This window comes from Vibrio sp. V12_P9A6T4, assembly GCF_963874835.1.
Lineage (GTDB): Bacteria > Pseudomonadota > Gammaproteobacteria > Enterobacterales > Vibrionaceae > Vibrio > Vibrio anguillarum.
In genome coordinates, this window is sequence record NZ_CAWNJO010000011.1 from 1 (window position 1) to 17,779 (window position 17,779).

At 45.7% G+C, this 17,779-nt stretch carries 27 protein-coding genes; 9 read left to right on the forward strand and 18 right to left on the reverse strand.

Going from position 1 to position 17,779, the window contains the following annotated elements:
• Positions 1 to 169: 169 nt before the first annotated feature.
• Genes AACQ42_RS00190 through AACQ42_RS00220 form a run of 7 tightly spaced genes read left to right on the forward strand, consistent with a single transcriptional unit; the run spans position 170 to position 5,925 of the window.
• Positions 170 to 757, forward strand: coding sequence for a DedA family protein (locus AACQ42_RS00190; protein ID WP_094127455.1), 588 nt, complete (start codon positions 170 to 172; stop codon positions 755 to 757).
• Entirely contained in the window at positions 754 to 1,887 is a 1,134-nt protein-coding gene (locus tag AACQ42_RS00195; protein WP_017042863.1) for a hypothetical protein, read from the forward strand. The genes AACQ42_RS00190 and AACQ42_RS00195 overlap by 4 nt, the downstream gene beginning before the upstream one ends.
• Before the next feature lie 34 nt (positions 1,888 to 1,921).
• Entirely contained in the window at positions 1,922 to 2,470 is a 549-nt protein-coding gene (locus tag AACQ42_RS00200; protein WP_013855937.1) for a hypothetical protein, read from the forward strand.
• A 1-nt stretch (position 2,471) separates the two neighbouring features.
• Positions 2,472 to 3,239, forward strand: a complete 768-nt coding sequence (locus AACQ42_RS00205; RefSeq protein WP_094165205.1) for an NRDE family protein — start codon at positions 2,472 to 2,474, stop codon at positions 3,237 to 3,239.
• A gap of 10 nt (positions 3,240 to 3,249) precedes the next feature.
• Positions 3,250 to 3,687, forward strand: coding sequence for a YHS domain-containing (seleno)protein (locus AACQ42_RS00210; protein WP_094165207.1), 438 nt, complete (start codon positions 3,250 to 3,252; stop codon positions 3,685 to 3,687).
• A 13-nt stretch (positions 3,688 to 3,700) separates the two neighbouring features.
• On the forward strand, positions 3,701 to 4,153 hold the full coding sequence (locus tag AACQ42_RS00215; RefSeq protein ID WP_094165209.1) for a hypothetical protein: 453 nt from the start codon (positions 3,701 to 3,703) through the stop codon (positions 4,151 to 4,153).
• Positions 4,154 to 4,155: 2 nt separating this feature from the next.
• On the forward strand, positions 4,156 to 5,925 hold the full coding sequence (locus tag AACQ42_RS00220; RefSeq protein ID WP_094165211.1) for a lysophospholipid acyltransferase family protein: 1,770 nt from the start codon (positions 4,156 to 4,158) through the stop codon (positions 5,923 to 5,925).
• Between the two features lie 50 nt (positions 5,926 to 5,975).
• Here AACQ42_RS00220 and dbpA read toward each other — a convergent pair whose 3' ends face one another.
• Positions 5,976 to 7,361 carry an ATP-dependent RNA helicase DbpA gene (gene dbpA / locus AACQ42_RS00225; protein ID WP_094165213.1) on the reverse strand — a complete coding sequence of 462 codons (1,386 nt, stop codon included), beginning with the start codon at positions 7,359 to 7,361 and terminating at the stop codon, positions 5,976 to 5,978.
• Between the two features lie 177 nt (positions 7,362 to 7,538).
• Here dbpA and AACQ42_RS00230 point away from each other — a divergent pair, with 177 nt between their 5' ends.
• The gene (locus AACQ42_RS00230; protein WP_013855931.1) at positions 7,539 to 7,991 is read left to right on the forward strand and encodes a GNAT family N-acetyltransferase; all 453 of its coding nucleotides are present in this window, start codon (positions 7,539 to 7,541) and stop codon (positions 7,989 to 7,991) included.
• Positions 7,992 to 8,014: 23 nt separating this feature from the next.
• Here AACQ42_RS00230 and AACQ42_RS00235 read toward each other — a convergent pair whose 3' ends face one another.
• Positions 8,015 to 8,578 (reverse strand): LysM-like peptidoglycan-binding domain-containing protein, encoded by a 564-nt coding sequence (locus AACQ42_RS00235; RefSeq protein WP_029190036.1) that lies wholly within the window; start codon positions 8,576 to 8,578, stop codon positions 8,015 to 8,017.
• A gap of 234 nt (positions 8,579 to 8,812) precedes the next feature.
• Here AACQ42_RS00235 and AACQ42_RS00240 point away from each other — a divergent pair, with 234 nt between their 5' ends.
• The gene (locus AACQ42_RS00240) at positions 8,813 to 9,433 is read left to right on the forward strand and encodes an FKBP-type peptidyl-prolyl cis-trans isomerase (RefSeq protein WP_010318783.1); all 621 of its coding nucleotides are present in this window, start codon (positions 8,813 to 8,815) and stop codon (positions 9,431 to 9,433) included.
• A 180-nt stretch (positions 9,434 to 9,613) separates the two neighbouring features.
• Here the strand turns inward: AACQ42_RS00240 and rplQ are convergent, their stop codons facing one another.
• The 16 genes from rplQ to rplX form a co-directional block, all read right to left on the reverse strand.
• Entirely contained in the window at positions 9,614 to 10,000 is a 387-nt protein-coding gene (gene rplQ / locus AACQ42_RS00245; protein ID WP_017042856.1) for a 50S ribosomal protein L17, read from the reverse strand.
• Positions 10,001 to 10,026: 26 nt separating this feature from the next.
• Positions 10,027 to 11,019 (reverse strand): DNA-directed RNA polymerase subunit alpha, encoded by a 993-nt coding sequence (locus AACQ42_RS00250; protein ID WP_010318781.1) that lies wholly within the window; start codon positions 11,017 to 11,019, stop codon positions 10,027 to 10,029.
• Positions 11,020 to 11,042: 23 nt separating this feature from the next.
• Positions 11,043 to 11,663 carry a 30S ribosomal protein S4 gene (gene rpsD, locus AACQ42_RS00255; protein ID WP_013855928.1) on the reverse strand — a complete coding sequence of 207 codons (621 nt, stop codon included), beginning with the start codon at positions 11,661 to 11,663 and terminating at the stop codon, positions 11,043 to 11,045.
• 27 nt (positions 11,664 to 11,690) lie between these two features.
• Positions 11,691 to 12,080 carry a 30S ribosomal protein S11 gene (gene rpsK / locus AACQ42_RS00260; protein ID WP_001118870.1) on the reverse strand — a complete coding sequence of 130 codons (390 nt, stop codon included), beginning with the start codon at positions 12,078 to 12,080 and terminating at the stop codon, positions 11,691 to 11,693.
• Positions 12,081 to 12,100: 20 nt separating this feature from the next.
• A complete protein-coding gene (gene rpsM, locus AACQ42_RS00265) occupies positions 12,101 to 12,457 on the reverse strand; it encodes a 30S ribosomal protein S13 (protein WP_010318779.1) in 357 nt (118 codons plus the stop codon).
• A gap of 147 nt (positions 12,458 to 12,604) precedes the next feature.
• Positions 12,605 to 12,718, reverse strand: a complete 114-nt coding sequence (gene rpmJ / locus AACQ42_RS00270; protein ID WP_000868186.1) for a 50S ribosomal protein L36 — start codon at positions 12,716 to 12,718, stop codon at positions 12,605 to 12,607.
• A gap of 27 nt (positions 12,719 to 12,745) precedes the next feature.
• Positions 12,746 to 14,080 carry a preprotein translocase subunit SecY gene (secY, locus tag AACQ42_RS00275; protein ID WP_017046739.1) on the reverse strand — a complete coding sequence of 445 codons (1,335 nt, stop codon included), beginning with the start codon at positions 14,078 to 14,080 and terminating at the stop codon, positions 12,746 to 12,748.
• A gap of 20 nt (positions 14,081 to 14,100) precedes the next feature.
• On the reverse strand, positions 14,101 to 14,535 hold the full coding sequence (rplO, locus tag AACQ42_RS00280; protein WP_010318777.1) for a 50S ribosomal protein L15: 435 nt from the start codon (positions 14,533 to 14,535) through the stop codon (positions 14,101 to 14,103).
• Positions 14,536 to 14,540: 5 nt separating this feature from the next.
• A complete protein-coding gene (rpmD, locus tag AACQ42_RS00285) occupies positions 14,541 to 14,717 on the reverse strand; it encodes a 50S ribosomal protein L30 (protein WP_004398455.1) in 177 nt (58 codons plus the stop codon).
• 5 nt (positions 14,718 to 14,722) lie between these two features.
• The gene (gene rpsE / locus AACQ42_RS00290; RefSeq protein WP_010318775.1) at positions 14,723 to 15,223 is read right to left on the reverse strand and encodes a 30S ribosomal protein S5; all 501 of its coding nucleotides are present in this window, start codon (positions 15,221 to 15,223) and stop codon (positions 14,723 to 14,725) included.
• 14 nt (positions 15,224 to 15,237) lie between these two features.
• Positions 15,238 to 15,591 carry a 50S ribosomal protein L18 gene (gene rplR, locus AACQ42_RS00295; RefSeq protein WP_013855926.1) on the reverse strand — a complete coding sequence of 118 codons (354 nt, stop codon included), beginning with the start codon at positions 15,589 to 15,591 and terminating at the stop codon, positions 15,238 to 15,240.
• A gap of 9 nt (positions 15,592 to 15,600) precedes the next feature.
• Positions 15,601 to 16,134 carry a 50S ribosomal protein L6 gene (gene rplF / locus AACQ42_RS00300; RefSeq protein WP_010318773.1) on the reverse strand — a complete coding sequence of 178 codons (534 nt, stop codon included), beginning with the start codon at positions 16,132 to 16,134 and terminating at the stop codon, positions 15,601 to 15,603.
• A 10-nt stretch (positions 16,135 to 16,144) separates the two neighbouring features.
• A complete protein-coding gene (gene rpsH / locus AACQ42_RS00305; protein WP_010318772.1) occupies positions 16,145 to 16,537 on the reverse strand; it encodes a 30S ribosomal protein S8 in 393 nt (130 codons plus the stop codon).
• Between the two features lie 29 nt (positions 16,538 to 16,566).
• Positions 16,567 to 16,872 carry a 30S ribosomal protein S14 gene (rpsN, locus tag AACQ42_RS00310; protein WP_010318771.1) on the reverse strand — a complete coding sequence of 102 codons (306 nt, stop codon included), beginning with the start codon at positions 16,870 to 16,872 and terminating at the stop codon, positions 16,567 to 16,569.
• Positions 16,873 to 16,889: 17 nt separating this feature from the next.
• A complete protein-coding gene (gene rplE / locus AACQ42_RS00315; protein WP_010318770.1) occupies positions 16,890 to 17,429 on the reverse strand; it encodes a 50S ribosomal protein L5 in 540 nt (179 codons plus the stop codon).
• A gap of 24 nt (positions 17,430 to 17,453) precedes the next feature.
• Entirely contained in the window at positions 17,454 to 17,771 is a 318-nt protein-coding gene (gene rplX, locus AACQ42_RS00320) for a 50S ribosomal protein L24 (protein WP_010318769.1), read from the reverse strand.
• Positions 17,772 to 17,779 lie beyond the last annotated feature (8 nt).

A 17,779-nucleotide genomic window follows, 5' to 3' on the forward strand; every position in this document is an offset into this window, starting at 1 on the left:
TTACAACCTCTGTTTAATTTTTAAATATTAGTTTGATTAAATTTAATTATAAAAAATCATCAAATATGCAATTTTTCTATTCTTTGGCAGGTCTTTGTCCTCGTAATGAGAATAAAAGCGCAATCAGCGCCTTATTCTATACTTGATCATAATTTGCTAAGGAGGAAGTGTGGGGCTTGCTATCGACATTCAAACCTTTCTAACAGCCGAAAGTCATTCACTGACTTTACTATTCATCGGCGTAATTTTGCTTTCCTATTTGTTAGAGGATGTCGCTATTGTCACCGCCGCCACACTGGCTTTGCAAAATCTCATGCCCCCCGGCTTGGCGTTGTTGGCTATTTTTGTCGGCATTGTCAGTGGCGATCTCGGTTTGTATTACTTAGGCCAAGTGGCACAACGCGTTCGTCCTCTTCGTTATCAAGCGCTGACCAATAAACATTTTCGAACCGTCCGTCGCAAGCTGCACCATCATACTTTTTTAAATCTGTTTATTATTCGCTTTGTCCCCGGCCTAAGAACGGTGGGCTTTACTTTGAGCGGTTTTTTTTCTATTCCGTTGGCGCTATTTCTGTGCTCCGTACTGACGGCCACAGCACTGTGGACACTGATCGTTTTTTCAACGCTTTATTACCTAGGGAGTCAGGTTTGGCAACAGTCCTCTCCTTATCAATGGATCATTATTCCTATCGCGGTTGGGCTATTAATGCTCACCAATCGTCTTCTCAACAAATCATTTTCTAAAGGATTGTCATGAACGCCAAATTAGAAATGCCTTGCATTGCACATGGCAAAATCAACGCGGGTATGCCGCTTTTAGAGCAAGACACCAAACGCAGCATTTCTCCTTATGAATTTCTGCCCAGTTGGTTTTTCTACACTCCGGTGGTGATTCAAAGCCTGCTGCAAGGGCTGCGTTATGGCAACTGGGGCTTACCCTTAATTGCAAACCCCGGCATCAAGCTCAGCGGCATGGTTGGAGAGTCAAAACACGACATTCTTAATCTAGCCGGTGAATACGCTCAGCAGTGGATATCGCCCTTTATCACCCGAACGAAAAGCCATCAAACCGCTCAGCAGCAAACAGCACAGGCTCTGTCTGCAATGCAACAAGCATCGTTGGATTTCCCTCTTGTCGCTAAACCAGATTTAGGCTGCCGCGGCGTAGGCGTAAAACTGCTGCAAAATGAACAGCAACTGAGTGACTACATTCAATCATTCCCAATTAACGCCCGTTTTTTACTGCAACAAAAAGCGCCGTATCAAGCTGAAGCTGGCGTGTTTTATGTGCGCTATCCCGGTGAGGCTCAAGGCAACATTATTTCCATCACACTTAAGTATGCCCCGTTTGTCACTGGGGATGGCATTCACACTTTAAAGCAGTTAATTGAACGCTGCCCACGCGCAGGGCAACTCCCTCACCTCTATTTTCCTCGCCACCTTGAGAAGCTCGATTGGGTTCTTGAAGCAGGGCAGGAGTTTCAACTCGCCTTTGCGGGCAGCCATAGTCGCGGATCGATTTTCCGCAATGGTAACCGTTACATTACTCGCGCTCTCACCAACAAGCTGGATGAGATTTTTAACAACGTTGACGGGTTTCATTATGGGCGGCTCGATATCAAGTTTGCCAATATTCACCAATTGATGGCTGGAGAACAGTTCACGATTTTGGAAATCAATGGCGCAAGCAGTGAAGCCGCTCATATTTGGGATAGAGAAACACCGCTGCGTGAGATCTTCTCGACCTTACTCAGACAGTACCGAATCTTATTCGACATTGGTGCGCAACAGCGAAAGTTAGGCCATCAAACACCCAAAATGGCTGAACTGCTGAACGCTTGGCGCAAAGAAAAGGCCTTAACCGAACATTACCCAAGCACGGATTAACCTTATCCATAAGAACAATCATAGGGATAGAAATATGTTTGCAATCACCACAAGTTCACAACAAAGCGCATCGCAGCCTAATCATGCCCCCGTGATCCAAGGCGGCATTGAAACACTGGAGCAAGCGCACCAGTTTCTCGAACAGTTAGAAGATAGGCACTACACCCACTTAGCCACGCCAATTGTCGCCAGTTCAGTGGGGCAACATTTTCGTCATTGGTTGGATCTGTTTCATGCGCTGGCTAACTCAACTAGCACTATTGATTACAACCAACGCCGCCGGGGCCACCTCGTTGAGACGTCCCGCGCTGCGGCCTTGGCCGAAATTGAGTATTTAATTCAATGGTTAACGCAGTGCTCGGCCTCACTCCAAAAATCCGTTACGGTACTTGTTGAAACCTCATTGCAGGAAACGCAAGTGTGCTCTCTCTCATCAACATGGGAGCGAGAGTTAAGCTTCGCCACTTTGCATGCACAGCACCATTTTGCGATGGCTAAAGTGGTTGCTCATTTGCTGCATGTAGAAACTGATGCCGCTTTCGGCTTAGCGCCAGCCACGGCCTCCTTCATTCGGGGGCAATAACATGTGCTCTGTTTCTTGGTTACTCGACAAACACGGCTATCATCTATTTTTTAACCGTGATGAACAAAAAAACCGCCCATTAGCGTTGCCACCTAAACAATACACGCAAGCTGGTGTTGAAGTGTTGATGCCGATTGATCCTGCTGGTGGAGGCAGTTGGATCAGCCTTAATGAATGCGGTTTGGCTTTGTGCTTGCTCAATAATTACCAAGGTAAAATCCCCCAAGGAGCCGATGCCGAACGCTTAGTGAGCCGCGGTCAATTGCTTAAGCATTTATCCAGTCAAGTCAGTGTCGAGAAGGTTATCCAAGCGTTTACACAGCTTAATCTTCAGCAATTTGCACCATTCACTTTGCTTGCTTTCGACCCTAATTTAACTGATGTACAAGGCAATGTAATGGCTCTGGCGTGGAATGGTGAACAGAGCCAAATCGCGGTGACGCAATCGCCTCTATTTTCATCCAGTGTCGATTTAGAACAGGTGCAACACTACCGCTCGCAGCTCTATCAAGCTTTAATCGCCGAGGAAGATAGCGTGCAACAGCGACTAAAATTTCACGCACACCACCATGAGGCCCATCCACATTGGGCACCCTGTATGCATCGTCAAGATGCGCACACCGTTAGCTTTACCTATTTACGCGTCACACAACAGCAGCAGTATATGACCTATATCTCAGGTTCACCTTGCTTACAGCTCAGTGAGACATCACTCCACCAGCAGCGTGATGAGATCGACAAAACCACTCCTTGGGTCGCCAATTTATGAGGAATCAACAATGAAACGTTTACTAGGACTATTACTGCTGTTTGTCAGCAGCGTGAGCCTCGCTGAGGATGAAATTTACACCAGCTTTCTGAGCAATAAAGCGCTGAGTGGCTATGACACCGTCGCCTACTTCACCGAAGGAGAGCCAGTAAAAGGCTCCTCCGATTTTTCGACCCTTTATAAAAATGCGCAGTGGTATTTCTCTTCACAAGAGAACCTTGAACTGTTTCTGAATAACCCTAACCAATATGCGCCGCAATATGGCGGCTACTGTGCTTGGGCCGTCTCTGAAAAGAACGATTTTGCTCCGGGAGATCCCAATCAATGGGCGATTGTCGACGGCAAGCTCTATCTCAATTACGACAAAAAGATCAAAACATTATGGGATGCCAACCAAGCGGTGCACATCCAACAAGCCGATAAAAATTGGCCCAATTTAATTAAGTAGTAGGAGCCACACCATGACGTTTAAAGCTAGCCAGCATCTCCCCTCACTCTTGATTGCGTTTGTTTTTATTCAATCGCTTGTCTTTAAGTTTTCCGGCTCTTACGAAACCCACTATATTTTTGGCACCTTAGGTGCGTGGTCTGGCCTCGGTTGGTTTGCTGTGTATGGCGGATATTTAATCGGAACGGCTGAACTGATAGCCTCTATTTTGCTGTTTAGCCGCTGGCATGGCCTTGGTGCACTGATGAGCGTCGGCATTATGAGTGGTGCGATTTTCTTTCATTTATTTACGCCTCTTGGCATTGTGATGCCAGAGTTTAACCAAGTAGGAGAAGTGGTCGGCAATGATAGCGGCCTGTTATTTGCGATGGCTTGTCTTGTTTGGTTGTGTGCGGCTTTTTTGGTGCGACGAGATCTCAAAAACGGTGATGGTTTATTGCACCAGTGGCTGAATAAAGGAGTGTAATTATGCTAGCCAGTCCTTTTCGTTTACCACGACACACTCCATTTGGCGTCGCAGAATCGATTGTTGAATGGGCCTCTGGGCTTGCAACACTGGATAAACTGTATCAGCAGCGTCCTGCCAAACCCTCTTGCTTTGAGTTTATGCGCTACACGCTAGCGGCACTCAATATCGAATATCGCCTTGCTTTGGGCAGCATCGATAACATTCCACAAACAGGCCCAGTGGTGATCGTCGCTAACCACCCGCTGGGCGCAATTGAAGGGGTGATATTAGCCGATTTAATTGGTTCAGTACGCACCGATATTAAAGTGCTGGCGAATCAGTTGCTAAAGCGCCTGCCTGAAATTAGTGAACTCTTTATCGGTGTCGATGTGTTCAATAGCAAAAGTGCTCGCAGCACCAATGCGCAAGCTATTCGAGATGCGAATCTTCATTTGGCTCAAGGTGGCTTATTGATTATCTTCCCTGCTGGTGAGGTATCTACTTACCCCAAAGGATCGCAAACACTGTCGGATATCGAATGGAGTCAATCCGTCGCCAAATTTGTTAAACGCGCCCAAGCCACCACCGTCCCAATCTTTATTAATGGTAAAAATAGCACTCTGTTTTATCAAGCGGGGCGAATTCATCCACTACTGCGAACGGCATTGCTCGGCCGCGAGCTACTGAATAAGCAGGCGCACAACATTGAAATTTCCATCGGCAATCCCATCCCCTATTCTGAAGTGAAAGCATTTGAACAGGAACGAGACATTGTTCATTATCTGCGTCTCAATACCTATTTAATGAGTGCAGCACCCACTGCAACGCCATCCTCACCAGAGTTAGTGACATCGCCCCTTCCTATTATTGATGCGCTTATTGTAGAGAAGCTTGAGCAAGATCTCGCCGCGCTGCCAAGCGAAAGCAAGCTCTTAGAGCAAGGTGATTGGATTGTCTATTGCGCCGCAAGCGAGCAGTTACCCCACATACTGCAAGAGATTGGTCGAATTCGTGAAGAGAGTTTTCGCGCCGTAGGTGAAGGAAGCGGCTTAGCTTGTGATCTTGATGAGTATGATCGCCATTACTACCAGCTCTTTGTTTGGCACAAGAAAGACCGTCAAATTGTTGGAGCTTATCGATTGGGGTTAGTGGATAAACTGATAGCGAAGCAAGGGTTAGCAGGGCTCTATTCCCGTAGCTTATTTCAGTATGATGAAGCCTTCATCAACACACTCGATACCAGTATTGAGCTAGGCCGCTCGGTGGTTTCCTCGAAATACCAGCGCAACCTCAACTCACTGTTAATGCTGTGGAAAGGTATTGCTGCGTTTGTCGCGCGTCATCCACAATATACGCACTTGTTTGGCCCAGTAAGCATTAGCAACGATTACAGCCACACCGCGCGACAATTAATGGCCGCCACACTCTCTATTCATCATTATGATCATGAAAAGGCAACCTTGGTTTCACCTTCCACTCCACTACGGAGCAATGGGAACACATTTTGGCAAACCAACTTGCTCTCCTCTTTGGCAAGCATTTCTCTGCTGTCGAAAGTGTTAGCAAAAATGGAAAATGGCAAGGGCCTTCCTGTATTGCTGCGCCAATATTTAGGGATGAATGGCAAGCTCGTCTGTTTTAATGTCGACCCCGCGTTTAACAATGCGTTAGATGGCTTAATTGTAGTGAACTTGAAACAAGTTCCGCTGCATACACTGGCAAAATACATGGGTAAGGAGCAAGCCAGCGCTTATTTGAATTCGACACCTTTCAGTTCAAAGCCCTCATAAACGCAAAAGCCAGCGAGTTGTTCGCTGGCTTTAATTCTAAATGAAGGGGCTTATTTTAGAAGGCGTGCTCTAAATTGGCGTCCTTTCATCTTACCGCTTTCCATTTTCTTCAGTGCTTTTTTCGCCACCGATTTATGGACTGCAACGTAGCTGCGCATCGGTAACATGTTAATTTTACCGACATATTGACCGTCAATACCGTCGTTACTGGTCAACGCCCCTAGAATATCTCCCGGGCGCACTTTCTGCTTTTTACCGCCATCAATCTGGATAGTGACCATATTGGCTTGATAAGGCGCGTTGTTTAGCGCACTGGCATCAGGCAATTTAGCAGGTTCGATGGGCATATCCATATATTCATCAATCATCGCCACTCGGTGCATTTCACTGTCACTGAAGAAGCTAAAGGCTAAACCTTTACTGCCCGCTCGGCCAGTACGCCCAATGCGGTGCACGTGCACTTCAGGATCACGTGATAACTCAAAGTTAAATACCGCATCTAAGTTATCGACATCAAGGCCACGTGCCGCCACATCGGTTGCAACTAAAATGGAGATACTTTTATTAGCAAACTGCACCAAAGCTTGGTCACGGTCACGCTGCTCTAAATCACCATGCAGTTCCACCACACTAAAGCCCTTGTGATGTAGATCTTCAGCAACACTTTGTACTTCTTTCTTTGTATTACAGAACACCACGGCAGATTCAGGCTGATGGTGTAAAAGCAGCAGTTCTAACGCGCGATCACGCGCCTCTGTACCCTCTACTTTATAAAAATATTGCTGAATGCTGGACGTATCATGGGTGGATTCAACTTTGACCATTTCAGGCTCACGCATAATCCGCTGCGCAATTTGTTTGATTTGATTTGGGAACGTAGCACTAAACAGCAATGTTTGACGGCTGGTTGGCGTTTCATTGATGATCGCATCCAGCGCTTCTTGGAAACCCATTTCGAGCATTCGGTCCGCTTCATCAAGCACTAACGTATTGAGTTCAGAGAGATCGATACGACCTTTGTCTAAATGGTCAAGAATACGCCCCGGAGTACCAACCAAAATATGTGCACCGTGCTCTAACGAACCAATTTGTGGACCTATTGGCATGCCGCCACACAAGGTGAGCACTTTAATATTATGAATGGCGCGGCCGAGTGTACGAATATCCGTTGCGACTTGATCGGCTAACTCCCGCGTTGGGCATAGCACCAAAGCTTGAACGCGAAAACGCTTAACGTTGAGGTTAGATAATACGCCTAAACCAAACGCTGCTGTTTTTCCTGAGCCTGTTTTTCCTTGGCCAATCACATCCTTACCCGCCAAAATGGTTGGCAAGCTTAACGCCTGAATCGGCGTCATCTTGGTGTATCCCAAAGTATCGAGGTTAGAAAGAAGTTCTGGTTGTAGATTTACCGTTGAAAAAGAGAGATTACTCAAGAGACCGTCCTTTCGTTAGACGAAAATTAAACGCCTATTATCGTTATTTAACCTCGTGTGGCTAGTGAATCTTTATTTATCATTCATCAAGTTTGTAGCTCACTCTTAACCTTTGTTAATGAATCATGCACTTAAGCTTGATAGAGTAACGACATCCATTTTTAAAGGGGCACTACGATGATTACTTGGCACTGTCTTTCATTCTCACAATTAACCACTCATCAACTTTATGCGCTACTTAAACTGCGCGTCGATGTCTTTGTGGTCGAACAAACCTGTCCTTACCCTGAATTGGATAATAAGGATATTCAGCCGGGTGTTTTTCATTTAATTGGTGAACAGGATCAGCAGATTGTTGCCTGCGCGCGCTTACTCCCTGCGGGGATTAGCTACCCAAGTGTCAGTATTGGTCGCATTGCAACCCAAAAAGAAGCGAGAGGAAATGGCCTTGGACACCAATTAATGCAGCAAGCATTAGCCGAATGCCAGAAGCTGTGGCCCAATCAAGATATTGAAATTGGTGCACAGCACTATCTTGCTAGCTTCTATCAAAGTTATGGTTTTCAACAAACGTCGGCGATGTATCTAGAAGATGATATCCCGCATATCGACATGCAGCTCAGCAAGTAAATAACCCTCTTGATCAAAGCGTGTTATTTACTACGGCCAAATCCGCCATCTGAGCGCCTGAAAAACATCACTGATTGATCGTTTTTCTCAAGTTGCAGGATATCGAGTTGCCCATCAGCCGCGAGTTTGAAGCGAACTAATTGGCCTTGGGTAATTTGGCTGAGCGGTTTGTCACTGCCTTCAATTTTGACTAAGGCATTAAGATCAGACATCGGTAAATCATTTGCCCGAAAAACCTGCGACAAAGTGTCCCCGTTTTTAACAGTGTACTCTCGCCAGAACTCAGATTTACGATCGGTTTGTTGAGGCGTTTTTTGTTCACTCAACCCAACCGTATTAATGCTGATTTCCACACGCTCATTACTTTTCGGTAGAGCGGCCTGCTCTGTTCGCTCAGGAAAAGGAATAATAATGAGCAAACACACTACTGGAACGATCGCTAATAAAGCGCGCTGGTGAAGCTTAGGCAGCGCCAGCCAAACTGTGCGAACACGTAAAATAAGGCCACGCCAATCGAATGCATGCCACTTCTGTTGGATAAACGCTAAATAATCAGTTTGCGGTTTCTTCTTGTGACGACGATTCATCTTAACCCGTCTCCTTTTCTGTCGAGCTACAGTATAAAAACTCAAGAGGGATCAGTATAGAGCCAAGGTGGCGATAACGTAAACGTTGACACAATCTTGAACATTTTTCTTTGGGATCTGCGATTTGTCACAACCTGAAGGTTCAATATTGGATATTTCCCATTAGCATTTCATCCCATGCTTGAAACTGATATCCTTTGGACTTGTTTATTTACATAAAAAGAGTGACTGTTTATGTCTGAAGTAAAATTTGACACTGTAGAGCAAAAAGCAAGCTACGGTATCGGTCTACAAATGGGCCAACAACTTGCGGGTAGTGGTCTAGAAGGACTTAACGTTGACGCCATCGCCGCAGGTATCGCAACCGCATTAGTAGGCGACATGCCATCAATTGAAATTGATGAAATCAATAATGCACTGCAAGAGTTGCACATGCGTGCAGAATCTCTGCGCCAAGAAGCTGCCAAAGCAGCCGCAGCCGACGGTGAAGTATTCTTAACAGATAACGCACTACGCCCTGAAGTGACCGTTCTTGAATCTGGTCTACAGTACGAAATTCTTACAGAAGGTACGGGGGATATCCCGACATCTGACAAGCAAGTACGTGTTCATTACCACGGTGAATTGACTGACGGTACAGTATTTGATAGCTCTGTATCTCGCGGTCAACCAGCTGAATTCCCAGTAACAGGTGTAATCAAAGGTTGGGTAGAAGCACTACAACTGATGCCTGTGGGTTCAAAATGGAAACTCTATATTCCACAAGATCTTGCCTACGGTGAGCGTGGCGCTGGCGCTGCAATTCCTCCTTTTGCAGCTCTAGTATTTGAAGTAGAGCTACTCGATATTCTATAAATAGAATTGATAGTGAGAAGGTTGGCATTCGCTGACCTTTTTTTATTAGTATTTCTTACTTAGCATCTATCAAAAACGACACTACGCATAATTATCTGGTTAGCCTGTGTTCAAAGATAAAATCTACGCATACAAAAAAGCCGAGTATTACTACTCGGCTTTTTTAATTATACGAACTGATTACTCAGCAGCAGCTTCTACAGCTACTTCTGGGCGATCGACAAGCTCAATGTATGCCATTGGAGCTTTATCACCAGTACGGAAACCGCACTTTAGGATACGTGTGTAGCCGCCTTGGCGAGCTGCAAAACGTGGACCTAGTTCGTTAAATAGTTTTGCCACAACTTCGTTATCACGAGTGCGAGCAAATGCTAGACGACGGTTTGCAACACTGTCAGTCTTAGCTAGTGTAATCAAAGGCTCAACGACGCGACGTAGCTCTTTTGCTTTTGGCAAAGTAGTCTTGATAACTTCATGACGTACTAGAGAGCTAGCCATGTTGCTGAACATCGCTTTGCGATGACTGCTGTTGCGGTTGAGTTGACGACCACTCTTACGATGGCGCATGACCTAATCCTTCTAACTAGTATCGATTAATCTTCAGCGATAGACGCTGGCGGCCAGTTCTCTAGGCGCATGCCCAAAGATAGACCACGTGATGCAAGCACGTCTTTAATCTCTGTAAGAGATTTCTTACCAAGGTTTGGCGTTTTAAGTAGCTCAACCTCAGTGCGCTGTACTAGATCACCGATGTAGTGAATCGCTTCTGCTTTCAAACAGTTAGCAGAGCGAACTGTTAGTTCAAGATCGTCTACAGGACGCAGTAGGATTGGATCGAATTCTGGCTTCTCTTCCTTCTCCTCAGGTACACGTACATCACGAAGATCTACGAACGCATCCAATTGTTCAGCAAGAATAGTTGCTGCACGACGGATTGCTTCCTCAGGTTCTAGAGTACCGTTCGTTTCCATATCGATAACGAGCTTATCTAAATCAGTACGTTGTTCTACGCGAGCGGCTTCCACAGAGTAGGCAATTTTGTCTACTGGGCTGTAAGTAGCATCTACAAGTAGACGACCGATTGGACGCTCATCTTCTTCAGTATGGATACGAGCTGAAGCTGGAACATAACCACGACCACGTTCTACTTTGATACGCATAGCGATCTCAGCGTTGTCATCCGTTAGATGACAAATCACGTGCTCAGGGTTAGTGATCTCTACATCACCATCATGGGTGATGTCACCTGCAACAACAGGGCCCGAGCCTGATTTGTTCAGCGTAATGAACACTTCATCTTTGCCTTCGGCAACGCGAACAGCCAAACCTTTTAGGTTCAGAAGGATCTCAAGGATATCTTCTTGAATGCCTTCTTTGGTGCTGTACTCGTGTAGTACGCCTTCAATCTCCACTTCAGTTACAGCACAACCTGGCATTGAAGATAGAAGAATACGGCGAAGTGCATTACCCAGAGTATGGCCGAAACCACGCTCTAACGGCTCAAGAGTTACTTTTGCGTGTGTCGTGCTAATCTGTTCGATATCAACAAGACGTGGCTTAAGAAATTCTGTTACAGAACCCTGCATTGTGTCCTCTCTTTAGTTTAACCTTACTTAGAGTAAAGCTCGACGATCAATTGTTCGTTGATGTCAGCTGACAGGTCAGAACGCTCAGGCATACGCTTGAATGTACCTTCCATTTGGCCGCCATCTACTTCAATCCAAGTTGGTTTTTCGCGTTGTTCAGCAACTTCTAGAGCTGCTTTAATGCGAGATTGCTTTTTAGCTTTCTCACGGATTGCAACAACGTCGTTAACCGCAACATTGAAAGAAGGAACGTTTACAACTTTACCGTTAACTAGGATAGCTTTGTGGCTTACTAGCTGACGTGCTTCTGCGCGAGTAGCGCCAAAGCCCATGCGGTAAACTACGTTATCAAGACGACCTTCAAGAAGCTGAAGTAGGTTTTCACCAGTATTGCCTTTAAGACGTGCAGCTTCTTTGTAGTAGTTACGGAATTGTTTTTCTAGAACGCCATAAATACGACGAACTTTTTGCTTCTCACGAAGCTGAACACCGTACTCAGATAGACGACCGCGACGAGCGCCGTGTACACCTGGTGCGTTGTCAATTTTACACTTGGTATCAATCGCACGAATGCCTGACTTAAGGAACAAGTCAGTACCTTCGCGGCGGCTAAGCTTCAGCTTAGGACCCAAATATCTTGCCATGATCTTTCTCCAATCTTCCTAGAAACGTTATACGCGGCGTTTCTTAGGTGGACGACAACCGTTATGAGGGATTGGTGTCGCATCAACAATGTTAGTGATACGGAAACCAGCAGCGTTCAGTGCGCGAACAGTTGATTCACGACCTGGACCTGGACCCTTAACCATAACCTCTAGGTTCTTAAGGCCGTATTCTTTAGCCATTTCAGCACAACGCTCAGCAGCAACCTGTGCAGCGAACGGAGTAGACTTACGAGAACCGCGGAAACCAGAACCACCAGCAGTTGCCCAAGCTAGAGCATTACCTTGACGGTCTGTGATAGTTACGATTGTGTTATTGAAAGATGCATGGATGTGCGCTACGCCATCAGCAACTTGCTTGCGTACACGCTTACGTGCGCGAGTTGGTTGTTTTGCCATTGTACTCTATACCCTTCCGACTATTTCTTGATCGGTTTACGCGGACCCTTACGGGTACGAGCGTTGGTTTTAGTACGCTGTCCACGTAGTGGTAGACTGCGACGATGACGAAGACCACGGTAACAGCCAAGGTCCATAAGACGCTTGATGTTCATGGAAACTTCACGACGAAGATCACCCTCTACAGTGTATTTAGCTACACCATCACGCAGTAGATCGATCTGCTCTTCAGTTAGTTCACTGATCTTAACACTTTCAGCAATACCCAAATCAGCTAAGATAGCTTTCGAACGGGTCTTACCGATGCCGTAGATTGCAGTTAATGCAATTACAGCATGCTTCTGATCAGGAATGTTAATGCCTGCTATACGGGCCACTATTCACTCCTAGTACTTATATAAGAAATTATCCGCAGCAAAGCCCGTCGAGGATACGCTGCGGCATACTACTTCTTTTGCACACAAAAGGTAGGCCGAGGAATATACTCGACCGACCTTTATATTTCAAGTAAAAATTTCTGCTAATTAGCCTTGGCGCTGCTTGTGCTTTGGCTCACTGCAAATCACGCGAACGACACCGTTACGCTTGATTACTTTACAGTTACGACAGATTTTTTTAACGGAAGCACGAACTTTCATTGCTAAACTCCGTAAGTGAAATCTGAATTAACGGCCGTAGCCCTTCAGATTTGCTTTTTTCAACACAGAATCATACTGTTGGGACATCATATGAGTCTGTACCTGTGCCATAAAGTCCATAATCACAACCACTACGATAAGTAGTGATGTGCCGCCGAAGTAGAAACGTACGTTCCACGCGACCATCATGAACTCGGGAATCAGACAGATAAAGGTAATGTAGAGAGCGCCTGCTAAGGTTAGTCTGGTCATTACTTTATCAATGTATCTCGCTGTCTGCTCACCTGGGCGGATGCCGGGTACGAACGCACCGGACTTCTTCAAGTTATCCGCTGTTTCACGAGGGTTAAACACCAACGCAGTGTAAAAGAAACAGAAGAAAATAATCGCTGCTGCATAAAGCATAACGTACAGAGGTTGACCAGGGCTAAGAGCCAAAGACACATCAGTTAACCAACCGAATGTGCTGCTCTCACCATTTTGACCAAACCACTGAGCTAATGTTCCTGGGAACAAAATAATACTCGATGCAAAAATTGCAGGTATTACACCCGCCATATTAATTTTCAATGGCAAGTGAGTACTTTGCGCTGCAAACACTTTACGACCTTGTTGACGCTTTGCATAGTTAACGACAATACGACGCTGACCACGCTCCATGAAAACAACGAAATAAATTACAGCAAAAGAAAGTACCGCAATTAACAACAGAAGAAGCACATGCAATTCACCTTGACGCGCTTGCTCAATCGTTTGTCCGATTGCCGAAGGCAATCCAGCAACAATACCTGCAAAAATCAAAATGGAAATACCATTTCCTATTCCACGCTCAGTAATTTGTTCACCTAACCACATTAAGAACATGGTGCCAGTTACTAAACTCACGGTAGCAATCAGGGTAAACATGGTTTGGTCGATAACAACCAGATTGTTGACCATGTTTGGTAAGCCTGTTGCGATACCAATAGCTTGGAATATTGCAAGTACAAGCGTGCCATAACGCGTATATTGGCTAATCTTACGACGCCCTGCCTCACCCTCTTTCTTGAGTTCGGCTAACGCTGGATGAACTACAGTTAGCAATTGGACAACAATTGACGCCGAAATATACGGCATGATGCCCAATGCTAAGATAGATGCACGCGAAAGAGCACCACCGGAGAACATGTTAAACATTTCAACGATGGTACCTTTTTGCTGTTCGAACAAATCGGCAAGTACAGCTGCGTCAATACCAGGAATCGGCACAAAAGAACCGGCTCGGAATACTAAAAGTGCACCAATTACGAATAATAAGCGCGACTTTAGCTCACTTAAGCCGCTCTGAGCACTACGAAAATCTTGTCCTGGTTTCTTAGCCATCTGTACCTCGTTCCTCGAGATTATTCCTCGATTTTACCGCCTGCAGCTTCGATTGCAGCTTTAGCGCCTTTAGTCACGCGAAGACCTTTCACAGTCACTGCTTTGCTAATCTCACCAGAAAGAACAACTTTAACATTTTCGATGTTCTTAGTGATTAGGTTAGCTGCTTTCAAGCTGTTTAGATCGACCACGTCACCCGTAACTTTCGCTAGCTCAGCTAGACGAATTTCAGCAGACACTAGGCTCTTACGAGAAGTGAAACCGAATTTAGGTAGACGTTGTTTTAGAGGCATTTGACCGCCTTCAAAACCTGGACGAACTGTACCGCCAGAACGTGACTTTTGACCTTTGTGACCGCGGCCACCTGTTTTACCAAGGCCAGAACCGATACCACGGCCTAGACGCTTAGGAGCGTGCTTAGAGCCAGCAGCCGGTGATAGAGTATTCAAACGCATTCTGATTACTCCTCAACTTTAACCATGTAGTAAACCTTGTTGATCATACCGCGTACACACGGTGTATCTTCAAGTTCTACTGTATGGTTGATACGACGAAGGCCTAGACCACGCAAAGTAGCTTTGTGCTTTGGTAGACGACCAATTGAGCTTTTAGTTTGAGTTACTTTAATAGTTGCCATGGTGCTTACTCCGAAATCGCTTCAACAGTGAGACCACGTTTAGCTGCAACCATTTCTGGTGACTTCACATCTACTAGACCAGCAACTGTTGCACGAACAACGTTGATTGGGTTAGTAGAACCGTACGCTTTCGCAAGTACGTTATGTACACCGGCAACTTCTAGTACAGCACGCATCGCACCACCGGCGATAACACCTGTACCTTCTGCAGCTGGCTGCATGTAAACTTTAGAGCCCGAGTGACGACCTTTCACCGCGTGGTGAAGAGTGCCTTCGTTAAGAGCGATAGTAACCATGTTACGACGCGCTTTTTCCATTGCTTTTTGAATCGCTGCAGGTACTTCACGAGCTTTGCCGTATCCGAAACCTACGCGACCATTACCGTCACCAACTACAGTTAGTGCAGTAAAGCTCATGATTCGACCACCTTTAACCGTTTTAGAAACACGGTTAACTGCGATTAATTTTTCTTGCAAATCACTAGCTTGTTGTTGTTCTTTAGCCATCTTCCAACCCTACCTTAGAATTTCAGACCAGCTTCGCGAGCAGATTCTGCTAGCGCCGCTACTCGACCGTGGTATTGGAAACCAGAACGATCAAACGCAACAGCTGATACGCCTTTTTCAAGAGCGCGTTCTGCAATAGCTTTACCTACCGCTTTAGCTGCGTCTACGTTACCGGTGTTCTTAACTAGCTCACGGATCGCTTTTTCTACAGTAGAAGCTGCTGCGATAACCTCAGAGCCGTTTGATGCGATAACCTGAGCGTACACGTGACGAGGAGTACGGTGTACTACTAGGCGAGTTGCACCCAGTTCAGCAATCTTACGACGTGCGCGTGTAGCACGACGGATGCGAGATGCTTTCTTATCCATAGTGTTACCTTACTTCTTCTTAGCTTCTTTACTACGCACATTTTCATCTGCGTAACGGACGCCTTTACCTTTATAAGGTTCTGGCTCACGGTAAGAACGGATGTCAGCCGCAACTTGACCCACTACTTGCTTATCGCAACCAGTTAGGACAATTTCAGTTTGGCTAGGACATTCAGCATTGATACCCGCTGGTAGTTCATGCTCTACAGGGTGTGAGAAGCCTAAAGTAAGACTTACTGAGTTGCCTTTAATAGCAGCACGGTAACCAACACCTTTAAGAACAAGCTTCTTAGTAAAGCCTGCAGTAACACCAACAACCATGTTGTTTACTAGTGCACGAGCAGTACCTGCTTGTGCCCAAGCGTTAGCAACACCTTCACGAGGACCGAAAGTAAGGTTGTTTTCTTCCTGTGCAATAACTACGCCTTTATTCAGGACGCGAGTCAGCTCACCTTTACCACCTTTTACAGTGATTTCTTGGCCGTTTAGTTTCACCTCTACGCCAGCTGGAATAGCGACAGGTGCTTTAGCAACACGAGACATATCCTACTCCTTACGCTACGTAGCAAATGATTTCACCGCCAAGACCTGCTTTGCGAGCAGCACGGTCAGACATCAGACCCTTGGAAGTGGACACCACAGCAACACCCATACCGCCCATCACTGTTGGTAACGCGTCTTTTTTCTTATAAACGCGTAGACCAGGACGTGAAACACGTTGGATTTGCTCGATTACTGGTTTAGCTTGGAAGTACTTAAGAGTAACTTCTAGCTCAGGTTTTACTTCGCCTTCAACAGCGAAATCTGCGATATAACCTTCAGCTTTTAGCAGTGCAGCAATTGCAACTTTAAGCTTTGAAGAAGGCATTTTTACAGCAACTTTATTTGCTGCCTGACCGTTACGAATGCGGGTCAGCATATCCGAAATCGGATCTTGCATGCTCATAAGATTTACTCCAAATGATTAAGTGGCAATTACCAGCTAGCCTTACGAAGTCCAGGAATCTCGCCTTTCATGCAAGCTTCGCGAACTTTGATGCGGCTTAGACCGAACTTACGTAGGAAACCGTGTGGACGACCAGTTTGGTTGCAACGGTTGCGCTGACGTGAAGCACTTGAATCACGTGGAAGAGCTTGCAGTTTAAGAACTGCGTTCCAACGATCTTCTTCAGATGCGTTTACATCGCTGATGGTAGCTTTTAGCATTGCACGCTTTTCTGCGAACTTAGCTACTAGCTTTGCACGTTTTACTTCACGTGCTTTCATTGATTGTTTAGCCATAACAGTAACCCTTCACCTTACTTACGGAATGGGAAGTTAAAGGCAGCCAGCAGAGCACGGCCTTCCTCATCGGTACCAGCAGAAGTCGTGATAGTGATATCAAGACCGCGTACACGATCGACTTTATCGTAGTCGATTTCTGGGAAGATGATTTGCTCGCGAACGCCCATGCTGTAGTTACCGCGTCCGTCAAAAGACTTAGCGCTAACACCACGGAAGTCACGTACACGTGGAAGTGCAATAGAGATTAAACGCTCTAAAAAATCCCACATACGTTCGCCACGCAAGGTTACTTTACAACCAATTGGGTAGCCTTCACGAATTTTGAAACCTGCAACAGATTTACGAGCTTTAGTGATCAGTGGTTTTTGACCAGAGATCGTAGCCATATCAGCTGCTGCATTTTCTAATAGTTTCTTATCGTTGATAGCTTCACCAACGCCCATGTTTAGGGTGATTTTATCAATCCTAGGGACTTGCATGACGCTTGTGTAACCGAACTGTTTGGTCAGTTCAGTCACTACAGACGACTTGTAGTAATCATGCAGTTTCGCCATAGTAGAACTCCAAATTACTTCTAATTAGTTAGAAACGATTTCACCGTTAGATTTGAAGAAACGAACTTTTTTGCCGTCTTCAAAACGGAAACCGATACGGTCCGCTTTACCAGTTGCTGCGTTAAAGATTGCAACGTTAGAAGCATCAATAGCTGCTTCTTGTTCAACGATGCCACCTTGTTGACCTAGAGCCGGAACCGGCTTTTGGTGTTTCTTAACAAGGTTGATACCTTCAACGATAACTTTACCAGTTACGAGAACCTTAGTTACTTTACCTTTCTTGCCTTTATCTTTACCAGCAAGAACGATTACTTCGTCATTACGACGGATTTTAGCTGCCATGTGTGCCG